Genomic DNA, 16,328 nt, shown 5'->3' with positions numbered 1-16,328 from the left:
ATTTTAGACACAGAAAATCCTTATCTACGAATTTTACATTCAGAAAGCCAGGCTTCCTATGAATCATGAAAATCATCCCGGTCATCCATATCTTTATTCTTTTCTTCTTGTTTTCGGTCTGACGCTGATCTGCGCTCTGCTTGCGGGATCTTCGTATCGATCGGAGCGTGAAAAACAGGAAGCTGCCGAACAGCGCAGAATCCAGGAGCTGCATAATGAATTTCTGACTCAGAAAGATTAAACACATGTTAAACATGCGTGAAACGCCCTTTACCGGCTACGCCTTCAGCAGCACCTTCTGCCCGCAGACCGGGATTTCCTCGAGATACTTAAAATACCACTTCTTCCTCCGCGCCGAATACCGCACCACCACCGGAATCCAGCAATTTTCCACTTTCAGATACACATACTGCCCGGAAGCCACTTCCACCTCGCCGTTCTGCTGCTCTACAAATGCACGGTTTTTCTTTATTTTTACAATGCCTTTCGTCATAATGATCATCCTTTCTGAACGGGTTTGAAAAGATACTCTACCTGTATTGTATGCAGAGGGGATAGGAAATTTCCACTTTTCAGGGGCAAAAAAACAGGACACGGGATTCCCCCATTGTCCTGTTATCCTTTTATCACACACCTGCTTACCCCTCAGCATCGTTCTGCTGCCAAACTTTATCGCTCGAATCAGAACAGCTGCCCCAGCAGTTTCAGCTTTTCCTTTTTGAGGAATGCGGCTTCAAATTTTTCAAAAGCTTCCGGGTTCTTGTCACAGATAAAACTCCAACGCCAGCTGCATGGCCGTTTCATCAGAATCCGCCAGCTTACGAAAAATCACCGCCATATATTTCAATGGTCCGCCCGCCAGATAATCATGATGAAGCTGCGCAAGTTTTGGATCGCGGTATTGTTCCAGCGTCAGCATTTTGCGAAAATTGGCAGAGAATGTTTCTTTCGTCCAATGCTCAAACTGCGCCATGCTGTAATCATGAATCTGTGCAATCGGGGTCTGCAGATAGAAGTGTAATGGGGTCTGGTACCAATGTGCAGCTCCTCGGTGTCCAGAGACGCATCCTTGTGATCGACTCTTCCGGCTTTCCGGATCTGGCCTGTCTGTGCTTTTTTCAGGCAGCCACATTCCCGGCAGCCCGACTCACTGATTATCGTAACACGTAACCTCTCTTTGTGAAACCCCGGAGTCAAAAGCAAAAAATCTCAAAACCAGTTGCTCTTGTTCTCCTGGTTTTGAGATTTTTTTATGCTGTGTATCTTTTATTTTTCACCCGCCATCGGCTGATGGTCTGCAATTTTCAGAAAAACAAATCCAAGTGCAAAGAAAACCGCCAGACATGCAACCGCTACGTTGATCGTTCCTCCCGCCAGCTTTACAACTGCAATGACTACAGATCCAAGGAAGGAAGCGCCCTTGGCAAAAATATCGTAGATGCCAAAATATTCTCCCGAATTCTCCGCCGGAATAATTTTAGAATAATACGAACGCGACAACGATTGAATTGATCCCTGAAAGCATCCCACTCCAAATGCCAGAATCGCAAAGTGCACCAGCGTCCGCAGTGTCAGCGCATAGAGGCAGATGACAAAATAGCCTGCGATGCAGATCAGAATCAGGGATACCGTATCTTTTTTCCGCGACAGTTTTGCAAAAAACAGAGATCCTCCAAAAGCGACAACCTGCGTGGCAAGCAGGAAAACAACCTGTCCGACCGTATTCAGGTTCAGATCGGTTCCGATGTTGATGCAGTTGTCAATGATGGTTCCTACCCCATCAATATAGAGAAAGAATCCAATCAGAAAGAAAAATACTTTCCGGTCCGAAACTGCGATTTTTTTCAGGGTTCTGAATATTTTTCCAAATGTCTGACCGACGGTAACCGTTCTCATTTCCACGTAATTCTTCTGCCGATACTCCTTCAGCAACGGCAGCGTCACCACCAGCCACCAGAGAGCCGTCACGCCAAAGCCAATCATCTTAGAGACAAAATCCGGCAGCACCCCGACCATATCCGGCCCCAGAATGTAAGCAATCAGTGCTACAAGAAACGGAATGCAGGATCCCAGGTATCCCCACGCATAGCCATAGGAGGATACCTCATCCATACGTTCCTCCGTTGTCACATCATTCAGCATGGAATCGTAAATCGTCAGCGATGCATTATAGCAGACTCTTGTCACAATATAAATGACCAGAAACAGCACCCAGCTCGTTGCAACGCCATTCAGCACACATCCTGTGATGCCAAGACCTGCCGTTGTGGTAAAAAAGATCTTTTTCTTATCCTTACGATCCGCCAGCACACCGCAGACAGGACCGATCAGTGCCACCACCACCGTAACAATGGAAATGGCAATCGAATAATACGCCGTCGCCTGATCCGAACTGATTTTTCCCGGCCCTGTACCGATTGCCAGACTCTTAAACCAGATCGGAATCAGCGAACAGGCAAGCATAATAAATGCCGAATTTCCCACATCATATAAAACCCATGCAAACTCCTGCTCCGTCAGATTTCGAAACACTTTTGTCCGATGAAGAGCCCGAAACAGACCACTCATACTACAATCCCCACTTTCTTTTATTTTGTCATGCAGTATCAGTGTAGCATAGATTTCTTGATATTCAAAGTATTTTTTGTATGAAAGTAGGCAAAATCATTTGCAAAACGCCAGTTTTCCCATCCTTCCATGATCCGCCGGAAATTTCACAGCAGATCATTTCGATTTCTCAGATTAATGCCGGTGTCTGCGCCAAAACGGAAAGGATCGCAATCACCGCAAAAATCACAGCAGCTGCCACTGCAGCAATCATAATTTTTCTTTTCATAGCATACCTGCTTTCTCTATCATGTTTGCGGAATATTTTGTTTTCGTAATCATATCTTTTTTTCTAAAGACATTATACCCTATGCATAGGAATACATCAAACTTTTCCAGTCCAGGCCATTTCCAGACAGCTTTTAAAAACAGTCTGGCATGACTCCAAACGATTACAGGCGCAGGCGGTCATAACCGTCTGCGCCTGTAGTCGTTTCACTTTTTTTGCAGATGTTTTATAAGAATCTGATTACTATTTTTTTATTTCTCTGCTATACTTATGCTAAGATACCAGACACGCTCTTGCACCGGCCTGGCAGTCCGTGCATTGAGAAAAAATAAGAAAGCAGAGGATCAAAGAGATGACGAAAATCCCAAACAGACTTCACAAATACGTGCCATCTATGCTGCTGTTTCTGCTGTTTGAAGCAGTGGCAGTTACGCTGTGGCTCACAAAGGACAATTTTTTCTATCTGCTGAATTTCAGCTACATCGGAGCCTGCCTTGGGCTTGGAACGGCACTGTTTACCGCCGGGAAACGGTATGCCCGGCATTTCGTCCAGTTGGCGGTGGGCAGCTATATGTTGCTGTACCTTGGCGTGATTTCCCGTGAAAATATGCAGATCGAAGGGTTCTGGTACTACCTGTTTCTCGGCGTTTTCGAAGCAGCAACTATCCACTACGCGGTTGCAAAAATTTTCGGACCGTTGCTTTTTGGGCGTGGCTGGTGCGGTTACGCCTGCTGGACAGCTATGGTGCTGGACTTTCTGCCCTACAATCAGCCGCAGAAGCCACGAAAAGAAAAGCTGGGCTTCCTTCGCTATGTGATGTTTCTTCTGTCTCTGGCGTTGGTGTCCGGGCTGTTTCTGATGCAGGTGGCACATCTGGAGCAAATCATGTTCTGGCTTTTCCTGGCCGGAAATGCGCTTTATTACCTTGTCGGTATTGTGTTCGCCTTCCTGTTTCAAGATAACCGGGCATTCTGCAAGTACCTGTGTCCCATTACGGTTTTTCTCAAACCTATGAGCTATTTCTCTCTTCTGCGCGTCCACTGCGATGAGGATAAGTGCGTCCATTGCGGGAAGTGTCTGCAGGTCTGCCCCATGAACGTGGAGGTTAATAAGGAAACCCGCAAGCGGAAAAACGGAACAGAGTGTATTCTCTGCTATGAATGCACGAAAGTTTGCCCCTCAAAAGCACTGCATTAACCGTTTTTCCTCATCCGTAAGTTTATTCCTCGCTTCGGCTGATTGATCATATATAGTACATTAATGATTGGAATTATCTATATCTTCTTTTAGCATTCTACTGCTACCTTAATTACACCATCTCTCTTACCTTCAAAGAGTTCATAAGCTTCCTCTATCCTTTCTAAGGGATAGGTGTGGGTGATAAGCGGCTCTGTGTTCAGTTTTCCCTCTGCAATCAACCGTAATGTTTCTTCACAGTCACAGCCATCCACTCCTCCGGTTTTAAAGGTAAGATTTTTTCCATACATATCCGGAAGCGGCAGGATCTGTGCCTGATCATAAAGAGCAACCACCGTCACCAGACCATTGGGTCTCGCGCATTCCCAGGCCAGACGGAAGGTAGCTTCCGCCCCCGCAACCTCCAGCACAACGTCAGCTCCCCCATGATCGCTGTTTGCCCGTACAAACGCTTCACACTTCTCCGGAGAAACCAACAAAATCTCCGGATAATGCTGTCGGATAAACTGCAGACGATTTTTATCCTTTTCACACACAATAATCCGTCTTGGTTTTTTCAGCATTACCGAAAGCAGGGTACAGATACCGGTGGGGCCGGCTCCGATGATCAGCACCGTGTCCTGCTCTGAGATCTCTGAAATACGCGCTGCCCAGTAACCGGTAGCCAGAACATCGCCCACCAGCAATGCCTGTCGATCCGTAACGCCATCCGGAATCTTATTCAGTCCCTGATCTGCAAAGGGTACACGCACATATTCCGCCTGGCCGCCATCGATCCGGCAGCCCAGCGCCCAACCGCCATTTTCATCTGTACAGTTATTCACATACCCTTTCTTGCAGAAAAAGCATTCACCGCAGAAGGTCTCCACGTTTACTGTCACCCGATCTCCCGGTTTTACCCTGGTAACTGCCTTTCCAACCTCTTCCACAATCCCCACCATCTCATGGCCAACCGTGATCCCAGGTACTGCCCGCGGAACGCTGCCATGCTTGATATGCAGATCGCTGGAGCAAATGCTGGCGAGTGTCACTTTGACAATAGCATCCCGCTCCTGCATCAGGGTCGGTTTTGGCTTCTCTCTTAATTCGAATTTTCCTTTTGAAACGTAGGTATACGCCTGCATATTTCTATTTTCCTCCACGTTTTTTATAATCCTCGTCTATACGTTTTTTCCAGTCTGCATTCAACGGGGCACTGCACCGGACAGAGCTGATTGCTTCGCTGACCACTTCATAATTCAACGCAGTTCCTTCGCTGTCGCACTGATAGTTGACTGCACGGTCTGCACCGATTCCGAACTGGCTTGCAGTCTCTACCGCGTCAATATTTGCACCGAGGAACAAAAACTCCCAACCGTATTTCGCTTTCTGCCGCTCGATCATCTGCTTCACTTTTTCGCTGTCATACCGGCGGCTGGCATTTTCCATTCCGTCCGTAGTGATTACAAACATGGTATGCTCCGGGACATCTTCCGGTCGTGCGTACTTATGAATATTTCCAATGTGATGAATCGCACCGCCGATGGCATCTAAGAGTGCCGTGCATCCGCGAACCGTATAATCCCGGTCAGTCATTGGTCGGATGTCCTTTACATCTACACGGTCGTGCAGGACTTCACTCACATTATCAAACAGTACCGTTGAAATCAGTGCTTCGCCCTCTGTTTTTTTCTGCTGCTCAATCATGGAATTGAATCCGCCGATGGTGTCCCGTTCCAGTCCGTTCATGGATCCGCTGCGGTCTAAGATAAAAACGATCTCTGTTAAATTCTTTCTCATATGCTTATCCTCCTAAAAGATCTCGCCCTTACGGGCTCGCTGTCGCAGTATTCGCCAAGGTTTCGAGCAAGCTCGAGCTTTGGCTCATTCCTCACGCAAATGACTGCTCGATTTCGTACCTTACAGCCATAGTATAGCGATTTTCTTTTGCGGAGTGGTCGCATGGAAAGCGACATTTCTTTTTCCTTATGCTCCGATCAGACTCTGGTCAAAGGCAAACAGTGCCTCGTTAATTTCATACACATTATAGTTTCCCCGTTCGACAAAATATTCTACAATGATGTCAAATTTACTCGAATGGGACAATGTGAATCCTGCCTTGCCGAGCATCTCCTGCATCTGGGCAAGCGGTAGCTCCAAAGCGAGGGCAAATGCCAGCACCGTAGGTTTGGATGGCTTATAGAATCTATCCGAACGGATTTTTGAGAAGAGCTTCCTGTCAATATTTGCTTTCTTGTAGCACTGTGCATCCGTCATACCGCTTTCCTCAATCTTTCGAAGCAGCATTTCTGAAAAGCTCTCATCCATCTGCCCCAGCGCCTCTTCCAGAGACTGACTACTGCAGGATTTACAGATTGCTTCGGGCGGCAGCGGGACAGATGCAGCTTCAAAGCAGGATTCCTCTTGCCATGCTTCGGAACACCGACTCTGTTCTGCCCTCCTGTCGGTATGTTCTTCCACATACCTGTCATCTATGTACACTGCGATGTCATCAAACAGCTTTCCGCTAATCTGATATGTCTTTCGGTCAAAAATAACGATATAGACCATCATCTCGTTTTCCAGCAGAAATTCGCTGATGGTATCGACTGCAACCTTCAGAGCCTGGTCTTTTGGATAGCCGTAAACACCGGAGGAAATCAGCGGAAAGGCTACAGACTGACAGCCATTTTCTTTCGCCAGATTCAAAGATGTCCGATAACAGGATTCCAGAAGCTCCTGCTCCCGATGCCTGCCATCCCTCCAGCGCGGACCGACTGCGTGGATCACATATTTGCAGGGCAGGCGGTATCCCTTTGTAATTTTTGCACTGCCGGTTTCGCAGCCATGCAGCGTACTGCATTCTGCAAGCAGTTCCGGTCCGGCCGCACGATGAATGCAACCGTCCACACCACCGCCGCCCAAAAGGGACGTGTTGGCAGCATTGACGATTGCGTCAACGTTCATTTTTGTAATATCGTTTCTGATTATTTGCAACGGCATGAAGCACCCCTCCCATTCGTTCAGCAGTTGAAAATCAACATTAGTAAATAGAATATCCCCTAACATAAGCTTCTTTAAAAACACTTTGATTCTTGACTCCAGGAACTTTATCGAGATATTCCATGTCATTACTTGCAATCTTAACTCTTTTTAAGTTAAGATGCAATATTTGAGTTAAAAGTAGTTGAAAATCAACATTATTAAAAATCATTTTCGAAAAAAGTCCGGTGTAGCATGAGCATTACACCCACACTGCACCGGACATTCCACATCATCAACTGCTCTGTCTATTTTCTTCTTCCTGCTCATGCAGCTGCTCTTTTTTCTACTCGTCCCCTTTCAGGATTTCTTTGCCACAATGTCAAGTGATGAATTAAAAAAAGACAAGCAACATCAAAGAAAAATTTCTTTCACAGCACTTGCCTTTTTCTATTATATTATCGTTATAAAAGCTCCTACTTGAATGCTTACAAACTGTTCTTCAAAATCTCCAATACCTCATCATGATTCAACACCTTATATCCACCTTCCATGATGATGGTTCCATTTGCAATACCATGTAACATTTCTTCTGTTGCCCCCAACTCATGGAGATTCATTGTAAGTCCCAGTTCTTTCATCCAAACTTCCATACAGGAAAGCCCTTCTCTGGCAACCTGTTCATCAGCTTTTCCAGCAGGATTGACCTCCCACACATTCACAGCAAAACGGCAAAACTTGCTAAGACCATAAGGCATAATATACCGATATTGAACTTATTATAAATGAATCTATATCACCTGAAATGTTTTCCATTTTCCGGACTTCTGCCTCCAGAAGAAAATGACCGCCCGAATGCTCCAGTCACAAACCATTGCAATAGCAATCCCGATCACGCCCATTTTCAAAACAATTCCCAAGAGCCATGATAAAAGCAGACGCACCGCTATCGTGGAGATAACCGAAACATACATGGTAAATTTCACATCACCCGCTGCCCGCAGCCCATTACTAAGCGCACCGGAAAAGGGATATGCTGCTGCATTAAACACGTTATGGATTAAAACCAGCCAGATTACAAGCCGTTTGGTCTCCGGCTGCAAAGCATAAAATTTCATAAAGAATGGAGTCAGAAGAAAAATCAAAAGATTCCATGCCGATGAAATCAGCAATGTGATTCTTGTCAATCTCTTAAAATAATGCTCCGCAGCATCTGCATTCCCATTTCCCATACACTGTCCAATGACCGTTATAAATACGGGACCCATAGCGACTCCCGCCAGCGCAGCCAATGACCAGATACTTTGTGCAACACCATTTGCAGCAATCTGATATGTTCCAAAAAGTGCAACGATACCGCTTAATGCTACTTTGACTAACTGGAATATACCGTTTTCCATCCCATTTGGAATAGCGATTTTTAGAATTTGTTTCATGAAATCCACATTCCACCGGAAAATCCACTTGCAGCGATAGAACACTTCATTTTTTCTCTGAAAACAAAGTACTGTAATCATCACGGCTGAAAATGTCCGAGCGATCAGTGAAGGGTATGCAACACCTGCAACACCTGCACGCAAAACAAATACACCAATGAAATTTCCAATAACATTGATGATATTGGAAATTACCGACAAATACATGGTCACACTGGTTTTTCCAATACTGCGAAAAAGGGCAGCGCCAGCATTGTAAACCGCCAATGCCGGATAGGAATATGCAGAAATCCTAAGGTATGTAATACAAGAGTGCATCACAGAATCTTCCACTTTACCGAACATCAGACGAAGCATCCCTTCATTTCCAATTAGAACCATCACTGCGATCAGTATGGAAAAAATCGCAGAAAATGAAAGAAGCTGACTGGCGGATTCTCCAGCGTCATCATTTTTCTTTCTACCAATATACTGGCTGATCACAACCGCCCCTCCAGATGCCAATGCTGTAAACAGATAAATAAAAATAGTATTGAACTGATTTACCAGTGAAACACCGGATACTGCCGCTTCTCCTGCGTAGCTGACCACCAGTGTGTCCGCCATCCCTACAAGCATTATCAGCAGCTGCTCTAAAAACAGGGGAATAATCATAGCCATCAACTTCTCGTTTGAAAACAGAGTTGTTTGCTGATTCACGCCTTTTCCTCCTCTTATTGTTATTTTTTTGTTTTACAGATCATATAATCGATTGCATCAAGTGACTGCTGCTTTTCATGTACCTCATCAAGCAATTTGTACCGATATTTTCGCAACATCCTTATCTGCATTTCTTGATCTTCGCATCCTGAAATTTTTGCGATTTCTTCTTTGCTTAATCCGGCGTTTATACGGGAATCATAATCCGGTTTCATGAAATGGCACTCCCTCCTCAATAAAAAATATAGGTGCAGAAATTAAAGCTGTTTGCTTTATCTCTACACCTATATTATAATTTTCTAATTGAATTATATCAAATACTTAGTTTTTATGGTTTGTCCATGCCTAAAAAGCATTGAATATGTTTGATGAATTTTGTGGTTGCTAAGCTAAACGGCTGACCACGTTTCCATGCTAATACACTTGTTGCTGTAAGTGGCGGATCAAGCGGTCTGAATGTAACCTTTGATTGATTCCAGAACGGTACAGCCCCTTCAATCACCAATGAATATGCCAAGCCTCCATTCACCATAATTGCGCTGTTCGTACTTAAATTGCTGGTAAAAACAATATCCAGTTTCTCATAGTAGTTACCAAACCAACTTGCCAACTCACTCTGCACATTCATACGCCTAGGAAGAATCAAAGGCAGTACAGACAAATCTTTTGCGCTTACCGTTTCTTTCTTGGAGAGTGGATCATCCGATTTCATCAGAACCACCCATTTTTCCCTTATATTCAAGCGAATAAATTCATATTTTTCCATATCAACCGGCTCAAGAAGCAAACCAATATCCAGTAGTCCCTTCTCCATTTGTTCCTTTACCAAATCTGCTGTGGCTGTAAAAATGTCAAAAGTAACACGGGGATATTTCCGACGAAAGGACTCAATTATTTTAGGAAGAAGTTGTACAGCAGCAATTTCTCCACACCCAATGGAAATTTTACCTTCCACCTGTTCCTCTTGCTCCACTAATTCTTTTTCTGTCTTATCTACAAGCTGCAAAATTTCTTCCGCACGACGGCGAAGAAGTATTCCTTCATTTGTCAATTTGATTTTCCGTGTCCCTCTATCAAACAGCTTTACACCAATATCTTCCTCCATCTGTGCAAGCTGACGTGAAAGTGTCGGCTGCGTGATATGTAAAACTTCTGAGGCTTTTGTGATACTTTCTTCCCTTACTACAGTCAGAAAATATCGAAGAACTCTAATTTCCACGAAAAATACCTCCCAAATTCATCATGCTTAATAAGTATATTTTAACGTATCTATACTCGAAAGGCAATAAAAAACATCTGCTCATCGTATGCTTACCGGTAATATAATTTTATGTAAAACTTGATAAACCCCTATCATTTAATCGTTCTGTCTACATTGTAGAGCGGGGAAAATCGAAAAACAATGGACGGAGTACAAGTCCTTCCAAGAGGGATAAGAAAACTTCTGAATGGGTAAACAGTGCTAAAAAAGGTTCTGACATTGAAGCACAGCTCCATGTCAGAACCCATTTATTTCACAAATTATTTTTTGGGGTTGCGTCTCCCAGTGTTTTCCGAGCCACGCACTTCCTCATGGTAAAAGTAATCCACAATGACCGGGTGCCCAGGCTCTGCCCGGCCGTAGGGCAGCTCGTTGTCCACGAAGGGACAGCTGTTTTCTTTCGCCAGCCGTTCCGCTTGATCCTCCAAACCACGGAAGTAGCTTCTGTCTCTCTTGTTGTAGATAGCGTTGTACAGCGGAACCAAGTCAGGATGTTTTTTACGTATATAGTCAAGGATGTCTTTTTTGAATCCGCCTCGCAGGTTTAGATTTTCCAGCCACACCAGGTCGCACTGATTTCTGACCTGATGGAAGATAGCCTCAAAATCCGTGATACCGGGAAAAACCGGAGCGATAAAGCATACGGTGCGGATACCTGCGTCATAAACCTGCTTCATGGCATCCAGCCGTCGCTTAATGCTGACGGCATTGTCCATATCGTTTTTGAAATCCTCGTCCAACGTATTGATCGACCAGGAAACCGTGACCTTTCCCAGTTCTTTCAGGAGGTCGATGTCACGGATTACCAAGTCTGACTTGGTACAGATGAGAATTTCTGCCTCACTGCCCCGGAGCTGTTCAAGAAGCTTTCGGGTGTTCTGAAACTGAGCCTCCTGGGGCAGATATCCATCGGTCACTGAACCGATGACTACGCGCTGCCCTTTGTATTTTTGCGGATTTTTGATTGCCGGCCAATGTTTCACATCCAGGAATGTACCCCACGGTTCGGTGTGCCCGGTAAATCTCTTCATAAACGAGGCGTAGCAGTATTTGCAGCCATGGGTACAGCCCACATAAGGATTGACGGAATAGCCTCCCACCGGCAGGGTGGATTTTGTCATAATATTTTTGGTTTCTACATCCTGAATCAGAATGCCGCTCTCTTTTACTTCTGCCATGTCTTTTGTTCCTCCAATACCCGGTAAAAAGCCGTGGGAAATTCTTGTACCATCTGTGCCTCTCCCATGATAGGTAGCAGATCTTCTTTCATAAATACAGGGATGCCAAGCGCATGGGCCTGATGTGTCAGGTTCCACACCCATTCCGGTTTCGATACGGCTTTGCCCTTCCTATGTCCGGTCTCAGTCCCAATGACGATCCACTCAATTTAATACAAACAGCCACCGCTGATGCCTCCTTACCGTTTTAAGATTTAGCCTTCTGCCGCAGGTGCAACTTTCCCGAAGCCGTTCCAGGCATACAGGCCCTTCTTGTCCTCATCGCCCAGGAACTTGTCCACCTGACAGATGTGCAGGATATGGTCGCCCACCTCCACCGACTGCTGCAAGGTAGCCACCATCGCCAGCCGGGTGTCCGCCGGAATCTGGATGTCGCTGCCCTCCACAGCCATCATCTCGATGTTGTTGGCGGCCGCCTTGTCGGTCTCGGCTCCGGTAGATGCTCCGCAGGCCATTACTGCGCCAGCCAGACTCTCGCCGGGAACAGTGACGACGACTTTGCCGGTCTCACGCACACGCTTGCCGGTGTGGGACTGTTTGCCAGTGGCGAAGCCCACCATAGGCGGATTGAAGGAGAGGTAAGACACAAAGCAAATGGGAGCCAGGTTCGTAGAACCATCCTCCTTTTTAGAGCAGATCAGTGTCAGCGGATTGGGGGAGGTCAGAACAGTAGCCTCCATAATGTTCAGTTCTTTCATAAAATTCAGACCTTTCTAAGAGATTTCAGTCGTTGACTGTATGGCCAACCAGTGATATATTTATTATATCTGATAGCAATTTTTGTTCAAGTACGCAAATTATTTATACCTGGTATCAAAAAATATACTGCAAAAGACGAGGAACGATCCAATTATGACTTATGAAGAATTCAAAGAAAAGGTTGGCAGTGTCATTCTAACCGGCGAGGGAAACTGCCCGGTCACGCCGGTGGTTCAAATGCTGCAGGGCAAATGGAAACTCCAAATTCTCTATGAACTGTGCATCAAGTGTCCTATGCGGTTTGGGGAACTGAAGAAGATGCTAAAGCCAATTACAAATACGGCGCTGACAAATGCCCTCAAAGAGTTGGAAGCCGATGATTTGATACAGCGAATCCAATACAACGAGATGCCCTTGCGGGTGGAATATTTCCTTACTGAGAAAGGTCGTGACCTGCTGCCGGTCTTTTACGCCATTTCCCAATGGGGAATGAAATATATACCATGATTCTAACTATATTAATATCTGTATGATAATAGCCGGGAGGCATTGACAATTTGAGTCAACTTCCCGGCTTTTTATGCATTCTCTACTGCTGCAAAGGATTCAGGAAGCAACCTGATTCATGAGAGTTGATAACTCCCACCGCCTGCAAATAGGCATAGATGATTATGGTCCCAACAAACTTCATGCCCCGCTTTTTCAAATCTTTTGAGACGGCATCAGATAATGGTGAGCTAACCTTGTCTACTTCTTGGATGATTTTTTTCTCTGTCCAATGCCATAAGTATCGGTCAAAACTGCCCCACTCTTGCTGTATCTTTTGAAACACTTGTGCGTTGACCACTGCAGCTCGTATTTTCAGCCGGTTACGGATGATTCCAGAGTCAGCTTGCAGAGCCGTCAATTTTTCTTCGCTATAAGATGCCACTTTCCGTAAATCAAACCCATCAAAAGCACGGCGAAACGCTTCCCGTTTATTTAAGACACATTCCCAGGTGAGACCTGCCTGAAAATTCTCCAAAATCAACATTTCAAACAGCATATGGTCATCGTGGACCGGTCTGCCCCATTCCTCGTCATGGTATCGCAGATAAGTGGTATTAGTTGGGCTCACCCAATGGCATCGAATCTTTCCGTCTGCCCATTGCATTTCTTACTCCGCCTCCAAGAGAAAAATAACAGGTCGGATGCCGTCTGGACATGCAAACACACCAATCGTATCATCATTGAGCCAAGTGCCAGACGGCTGAACCAGTTCCCCCAAGGATAACTGACGCACCATGGGAGCAATCACCTGCCAAGCAACGCCACACATCCCATCCGGCGGATTGATGCCATCGCTGTACAGCACTTGACCTTTCTGATGAAAAGGACGTTAGTGAGCAAGATAAATCGCCGGACATCCCACACGCAGTTTTAAATCTTTGTATGGCTTTTGCAGTGTCTGCATCATAGCACAGCACCGCGATCAGCTGCTTTTGAAAGGAACCGGCAAACAACGCCCACATTCCAAAGGGCATTCCAGCGTATTTCATTGCAGATACCTCCCGGCTTCCGCTTCCAGTGCCTGCCATACTGGGTAGGCTGCGCCGTTCGCATCGAAAAATTTCTTGAGATCCCGGTTCAGCGCACTCATTTCATCGATGGCGTTCATTGCGTGGTCGGAGGCGCAGAGCTTGCCCAGCGAGGTGACACACATCAGCTTGAAAAAGCGCAGGCAGGTCTTGCGGTATTTCTCCCCTTCAAAGTCTGCATCCTCCTTGGGCAGAATGGTGTGCCCGGCATCTCGGATGGCGCGGTATCCCTCGATGTTGGCATCCAGCACACGGTTCAGGTACGCGGTATCTCCCCTGAGCTTTTTCAGGTCGCCGTCTGTCTTATAGCAGGCGAAGGCCGCAGGCATCACAAACGCGGCATGGCAGAGCAGATAGTCCTCCATGTTCGGCTCGTAAACAACCTTATATTTTGTGCCATGGAAGATGCGCCCGATCAACTGTTTATTGGAGGTTGCACCCGTCAGCTGCCCGATGGTAATCTTTTTCAGGTCGATGGAGACCACCCGGTCAGCCTCCCGATGCCCGGCAGAAAGCGCAAAGGCAAACAGGACGTTCTTTTCCGGCAGTGCCGCCGCCTGCGCCCTCGCCTGCACATTGTTCCCCACAAAAACGATGTTCTTCGTCCGGTTCACCCGCAGCGTGTCCAGAACGGAATCCAGCTGTGTATAGCGCAGGACTACAAAGATCACATCGTACATTGCATCCGGTGCAAGTTCAGTCACCACCGGAATGCGGCTGACCGAGGTGCGGAGTGAAAATTTGTCCTTGATCCGCAGGCCGTTCTGCTTGATCTCCGCAGCCCAGTTTTCCCGCGCAAGCAGAGTGACATCCTTTCCGGCGCGCAGCAGATTTCTTGCCAGATTGCACCCCAGAACGCCTGCACCATATACCAGAATTTTCATAGCTTGCCTCCAAATCCGATCTTCACGATCTGCATTTTCATCCCGTTGTCCCCGACCTTGGCGAGAAATCGGAAAAAGCCGCTGACGGAAGCGTCTTTCAGGTCGTTGTAGCCCATCATATAGCCCCTGCTGGATACTTGCAAACGGCTGTCCCATGGGGAAAGCTCGCTTTTCGCATCCGAAACCGCGAAATATGCTCCCACATCCTTGATTTTCGCCGTCCTGAGCCACGTTTTGGCGATCATCTTCACCGCCGTACGGTTGGCAGCATCAAAGACCAGCACTCCGCCTGGGAAAGCGTCCGCCATCCCCTGCACCAGTTCCCGAACCTGCTCCGTCAGGAAGTAATAGAACACCCCGGAGGCAAAGAACACCGCCCCGCCGGAGGCATCGATCTTGTCAAACCATGCGGGGTCTTTCAGGTTGCAGGGGATGTTTTGCTCCCGCTCCCCGGCGGGCAGCAGCTGCTGCCGCAGGGCAATCACATCCGGGAAATCCAGATTGTAGATCTTGTATCTGCCATTGTCGCAGGCTCTACCGGTGTTATCCAGCCCGCAGCCCAGATTGACCACTGCCGCGCAGGGGTGATTTTTCAGGTACGCCTGCACTTCAAAGGCAAGGTCATTCTGCCGCATGGCGACCTCCAGCGCACCGAAACGCTGCATCAGGCTGCGGGAATTTTTCTCTGCCTCTGAAAAGTCGTAGTCGATCTGGTCGATCAGACGCACCGCCGTTTCGTCCCGGTAAAGGTTCGGATACAACTCCGTACACAGCTTCCGTGAATACAGCGGGAGGATCAACGTCTCCTGCACGGTGTTTTTCTCGATTTTGTATTTCATATCGGGTCCTCTCACTTTCTGATAAACGGCAGCTTCGGCATACCGTCCTGTTCAGCGATAAATGCCAGCATCTCAGCAAAGCCCTTCGGATCACGAATCTGATATTGCATGTGATCGTATCCCTCAAATACGGGATAATTGCCGCAGGGATAGGCTTCTATCACCGCTTGACGGTATTTGAAATGATCTTCTATGCTGCCAAACTCGAAATAGAGATGCTTTTGCAGTTCTTCGGAAAGTGCTGGAAAGGGTTTATCCTCCAGGCTGTCCAGAATCTGTCGCCGCAAATTTGTGTAGGTCAGATTTTTCCCAGCGTCTATAAAATACGACTTTATGGAATCGTCGTCACACCACAGTATCTTTTTCAGCGTACCGCCCTTCGACCAATATAGGCTCTTGATGGCAAAATACAGAAACGGCGTCATGATACGGCGCGTGCCCTTTCCGATTTGGGCGAACTGCCCGCCGTCAAAGAAAGCGTGCTCCACGGGCAGCTTCGTCTGCGTCAGAAACGCCATGGCAAGGTCTGCACCAATGGAAGAAGCGACCACCATCGCCAGCCGCTCCACGCCCTGTCGATGCAGAAAGTCCTCCACCTGCCGTATTTCGTCCTGCTTGCTGACATATTTCTGCCCCTCGCAGTAAACGGTGGAGGTGGGCAAGATGCAGAAATATCGATCCTGCAAATACCTCGCAATCG

The 16,328-nt window shown here is 46.8% G+C and carries 20 protein-coding genes; 3 read left to right on the top strand and 17 right to left on the bottom strand.

Annotated features, from left to right (window positions below):
- Positions 1-58 precede the first annotated feature (58 nt).
- Positions 59-241 carry a hypothetical protein gene (locus tag DWX26_RS07760; protein WP_118594683.1) on the top strand — a complete coding sequence of 61 codons (183 nt, stop codon included), beginning with the start codon at positions 59-61 and terminating at the stop codon, positions 239-241.
- A gap of 36 nt (positions 242-277) precedes the next feature.
- Here DWX26_RS07760 and DWX26_RS07755 read toward each other — a convergent pair whose 3' ends face one another.
- The 3 genes from DWX26_RS07755 to DWX26_RS07740 all read right to left on the bottom strand — a co-directional run bounded on the left by DWX26_RS07755 (position 278) and on the right by DWX26_RS07740 (position 2,568).
- Entirely contained in the window at positions 278-493 is a 216-nt protein-coding gene (locus DWX26_RS07755; RefSeq protein ID WP_022462490.1) for a hypothetical protein, read from the bottom strand.
- 270 nt (positions 494-763) lie between these two features.
- Positions 764-973 carry a hypothetical protein gene (locus DWX26_RS07745; protein WP_243030585.1) on the bottom strand — a complete coding sequence of 70 codons (210 nt, stop codon included), beginning with the start codon at positions 971-973 and terminating at the stop codon, positions 764-766.
- A gap of 293 nt (positions 974-1,266) precedes the next feature.
- Positions 1,267-2,568, bottom strand: a complete 1,302-nt coding sequence (locus DWX26_RS07740; protein ID WP_118594682.1) for an MFS transporter — start codon at positions 2,566-2,568, stop codon at positions 1,267-1,269.
- A gap of 629 nt (positions 2,569-3,197) precedes the next feature.
- On the opposite strand from DWX26_RS07740, the gene DWX26_RS07735 reads away from it, so the two are divergent.
- On the top strand, positions 3,198-4,034 hold the full coding sequence (locus tag DWX26_RS07735) for a 4Fe-4S binding protein (protein ID WP_416388102.1): 837 nt from the start codon (positions 3,198-3,200) through the stop codon (positions 4,032-4,034).
- Positions 4,035-4,123: 89 nt separating this feature from the next.
- Here the strand turns inward: DWX26_RS07735 and DWX26_RS07730 are convergent, their stop codons facing one another.
- The 9 genes from DWX26_RS07730 to DWX26_RS07685 all read right to left on the bottom strand — a co-directional run bounded on the left by DWX26_RS07730 (position 4,124) and on the right by DWX26_RS07685 (position 12,327).
- Positions 4,124-5,158 carry an alcohol dehydrogenase gene (locus tag DWX26_RS07730; protein ID WP_118594681.1) on the bottom strand — a complete coding sequence of 345 codons (1,035 nt, stop codon included), beginning with the start codon at positions 5,156-5,158 and terminating at the stop codon, positions 4,124-4,126.
- Positions 5,159-5,162: 4 nt separating this feature from the next.
- The gene (locus DWX26_RS07725) at positions 5,163-5,813 is read right to left on the bottom strand and encodes a vWA domain-containing protein (RefSeq protein WP_022462485.1); all 651 of its coding nucleotides are present in this window, start codon (positions 5,811-5,813) and stop codon (positions 5,163-5,165) included.
- A gap of 186 nt (positions 5,814-5,999) precedes the next feature.
- Positions 6,000-7,016 carry an O-acetyl-ADP-ribose deacetylase gene (locus tag DWX26_RS07720; protein WP_118594680.1) on the bottom strand — a complete coding sequence of 339 codons (1,017 nt, stop codon included), beginning with the start codon at positions 7,014-7,016 and terminating at the stop codon, positions 6,000-6,002.
- 467 nt (positions 7,017-7,483) lie between these two features.
- Positions 7,484-7,648, bottom strand: coding sequence for an oxidoreductase Fe-dependent alcohol dehydrogenase family (locus tag DWX26_RS17510; RefSeq protein ID WP_022462483.1), 165 nt, complete (start codon positions 7,646-7,648; stop codon positions 7,484-7,486).
- Positions 7,649-7,786: 138 nt separating this feature from the next.
- Entirely contained in the window at positions 7,787-9,130 is a 1,344-nt protein-coding gene (locus DWX26_RS07710) for an MATE family efflux transporter (protein WP_118601192.1), read from the bottom strand.
- A gap of 20 nt (positions 9,131-9,150) precedes the next feature.
- Entirely contained in the window at positions 9,151-9,345 is a 195-nt protein-coding gene (locus DWX26_RS07705; RefSeq protein ID WP_022462481.1) for a DUF4224 domain-containing protein, read from the bottom strand.
- Between the two features lie 113 nt (positions 9,346-9,458).
- Complete coding sequence (locus DWX26_RS07700) at positions 9,459-10,349, bottom strand: LysR family transcriptional regulator (protein WP_022462480.1); 891 nt, start codon at positions 10,347-10,349, stop codon at positions 9,459-9,461.
- Positions 10,350-10,651: 302 nt separating this feature from the next.
- Positions 10,652-11,569, bottom strand: coding sequence for a radical SAM mobile pair protein B (locus DWX26_RS07695; protein ID WP_118601191.1), 918 nt, complete (start codon positions 11,567-11,569; stop codon positions 10,652-10,654).
- Between the two features lie 254 nt (positions 11,570-11,823).
- Positions 11,824-12,327 carry a flavin reductase family protein gene (locus DWX26_RS07685; protein ID WP_118601190.1) on the bottom strand — a complete coding sequence of 168 codons (504 nt, stop codon included), beginning with the start codon at positions 12,325-12,327 and terminating at the stop codon, positions 11,824-11,826.
- A 154-nt stretch (positions 12,328-12,481) separates the two neighbouring features.
- Between DWX26_RS07685 and DWX26_RS07680 the strand changes: the two genes are divergently transcribed.
- On the top strand, positions 12,482-12,835 hold the full coding sequence (locus DWX26_RS07680; RefSeq protein WP_055218319.1) for a winged helix-turn-helix transcriptional regulator: 354 nt from the start codon (positions 12,482-12,484) through the stop codon (positions 12,833-12,835).
- Positions 12,836-12,917: 82 nt separating this feature from the next.
- Here DWX26_RS07680 and DWX26_RS07675 read toward each other — a convergent pair whose 3' ends face one another.
- The 5 genes from DWX26_RS07675 to DWX26_RS07655 all read right to left on the bottom strand — a co-directional run.
- A complete protein-coding gene (locus DWX26_RS07675; protein WP_055218321.1) occupies positions 12,918-13,481 on the bottom strand; it encodes a DNA-3-methyladenine glycosylase I in 564 nt (187 codons plus the stop codon).
- A gap of 3 nt (positions 13,482-13,484) precedes the next feature.
- On the bottom strand, positions 13,485-13,646 hold the full coding sequence (locus DWX26_RS17865) for a TIGR04076 family protein (protein ID WP_416388324.1): 162 nt from the start codon (positions 13,644-13,646) through the stop codon (positions 13,485-13,487).
- Between the two features lie 216 nt (positions 13,647-13,862).
- Positions 13,863-14,789 (bottom strand): ketopantoate reductase family protein, encoded by a 927-nt coding sequence (locus DWX26_RS07665; protein WP_118601189.1) that lies wholly within the window; start codon positions 14,787-14,789, stop codon positions 13,863-13,865.
- Positions 14,786-15,628 carry a class I SAM-dependent methyltransferase gene (locus DWX26_RS07660; protein WP_118601188.1) on the bottom strand — a complete coding sequence of 281 codons (843 nt, stop codon included), beginning with the start codon at positions 15,626-15,628 and terminating at the stop codon, positions 14,786-14,788. Before DWX26_RS07660 ends, DWX26_RS07665 begins: the two co-directional genes overlap by 4 nt.
- 11 nt (positions 15,629-15,639) lie before the next feature.
- Positions 15,640-16,328, bottom strand: a 689-nt coding sequence (locus tag DWX26_RS07655; protein WP_243030583.1) for a hypothetical protein, incomplete at its 5' end; no start/stop codon positions are given.

The organism is Blautia sp. AF19-1, from assembly GCF_003479155.1.
GTDB lineage: Bacteria > Bacillota > Clostridia > Lachnospirales > Lachnospiraceae > Fusicatenibacter > Fusicatenibacter saccharivorans.
Note: the sequence above shows the minus strand (reverse complement) of the source record. Positions and strands in the feature narration are given on the sequence as shown.

Coding starts and splice junctions, on each gene's coding strand:
- DWX26_RS07760 (WP_118594683.1), top strand. CDS start 59: ATGAATCATGAAAATCATCCCGGTCATCCATATCTTTATTCTTTTCTT.
- DWX26_RS07755 (WP_022462490.1), bottom strand. CDS start 493: ATGACGAAAGGCATTGTAAAAATAAAGAAAAACCGTGCATTTGTAGAG.
- DWX26_RS07745 (WP_243030585.1), bottom strand. CDS start 973: ATGGCGCAGTTTGAGCATTGGACGAAAGAAACATTCTCTGCCAATTTT.
- DWX26_RS07740 (WP_118594682.1), bottom strand. CDS start 2,568: ATGAGTGGTCTGTTTCGGGCTCTTCATCGGACAAAAGTGTTTCGAAAT.
- DWX26_RS07730 (WP_118594681.1), bottom strand. CDS start 5,158: ATGCAGGCGTATACCTACGTTTCAAAAGGAAAATTCGAATTAAGAGAG.
- DWX26_RS07725 (WP_022462485.1), bottom strand. CDS start 5,813: ATGAGAAAGAATTTAACAGAGATCGTTTTTATCTTAGACCGCAGCGGA.
- DWX26_RS07720 (WP_118594680.1), bottom strand. CDS start 7,016: ATGCCGTTGCAAATAATCAGAAACGATATTACAAAAATGAACGTTGAC.
- DWX26_RS17510 (WP_022462483.1), bottom strand. CDS start 7,648: ATGGAAGTTTGGATGAAAGAACTGGGACTTACAATGAATCTCCATGAG.
- DWX26_RS07705 (WP_022462481.1), bottom strand. CDS start 9,345: ATGAAACCGGATTATGATTCCCGTATAAACGCCGGATTAAGCAAAGAA.
- DWX26_RS07695 (WP_118601191.1), bottom strand. CDS start 11,569: ATGGCAGAAGTAAAAGAGAGCGGCATTCTGATTCAGGATGTAGAAACC.
- DWX26_RS07685 (WP_118601190.1), bottom strand. CDS start 12,327: ATGAAAGAACTGAACATTATGGAGGCTACTGTTCTGACCTCCCCCAAT.
- DWX26_RS07680 (WP_055218319.1), top strand. CDS start 12,482: ATGACTTATGAAGAATTCAAAGAAAAGGTTGGCAGTGTCATTCTAACC.
- DWX26_RS07675 (WP_055218321.1), bottom strand. CDS start 13,481: ATGCAATGGGCAGACGGAAAGATTCGATGCCATTGGGTGAGCCCAACT.
- DWX26_RS17865 (WP_416388324.1), bottom strand. CDS start 13,646: ATGTGTGGCGTTGCTTGGCAGGTGATTGCTCCCATGGTGCGTCAGTTA.
- DWX26_RS07665 (WP_118601189.1), bottom strand. CDS start 14,789: ATGAAAATTCTGGTATATGGTGCAGGCGTTCTGGGGTGCAATCTGGCA.
- DWX26_RS07660 (WP_118601188.1), bottom strand. CDS start 15,628: ATGAAATACAAAATCGAGAAAAACACCGTGCAGGAGACGTTGATCCTC.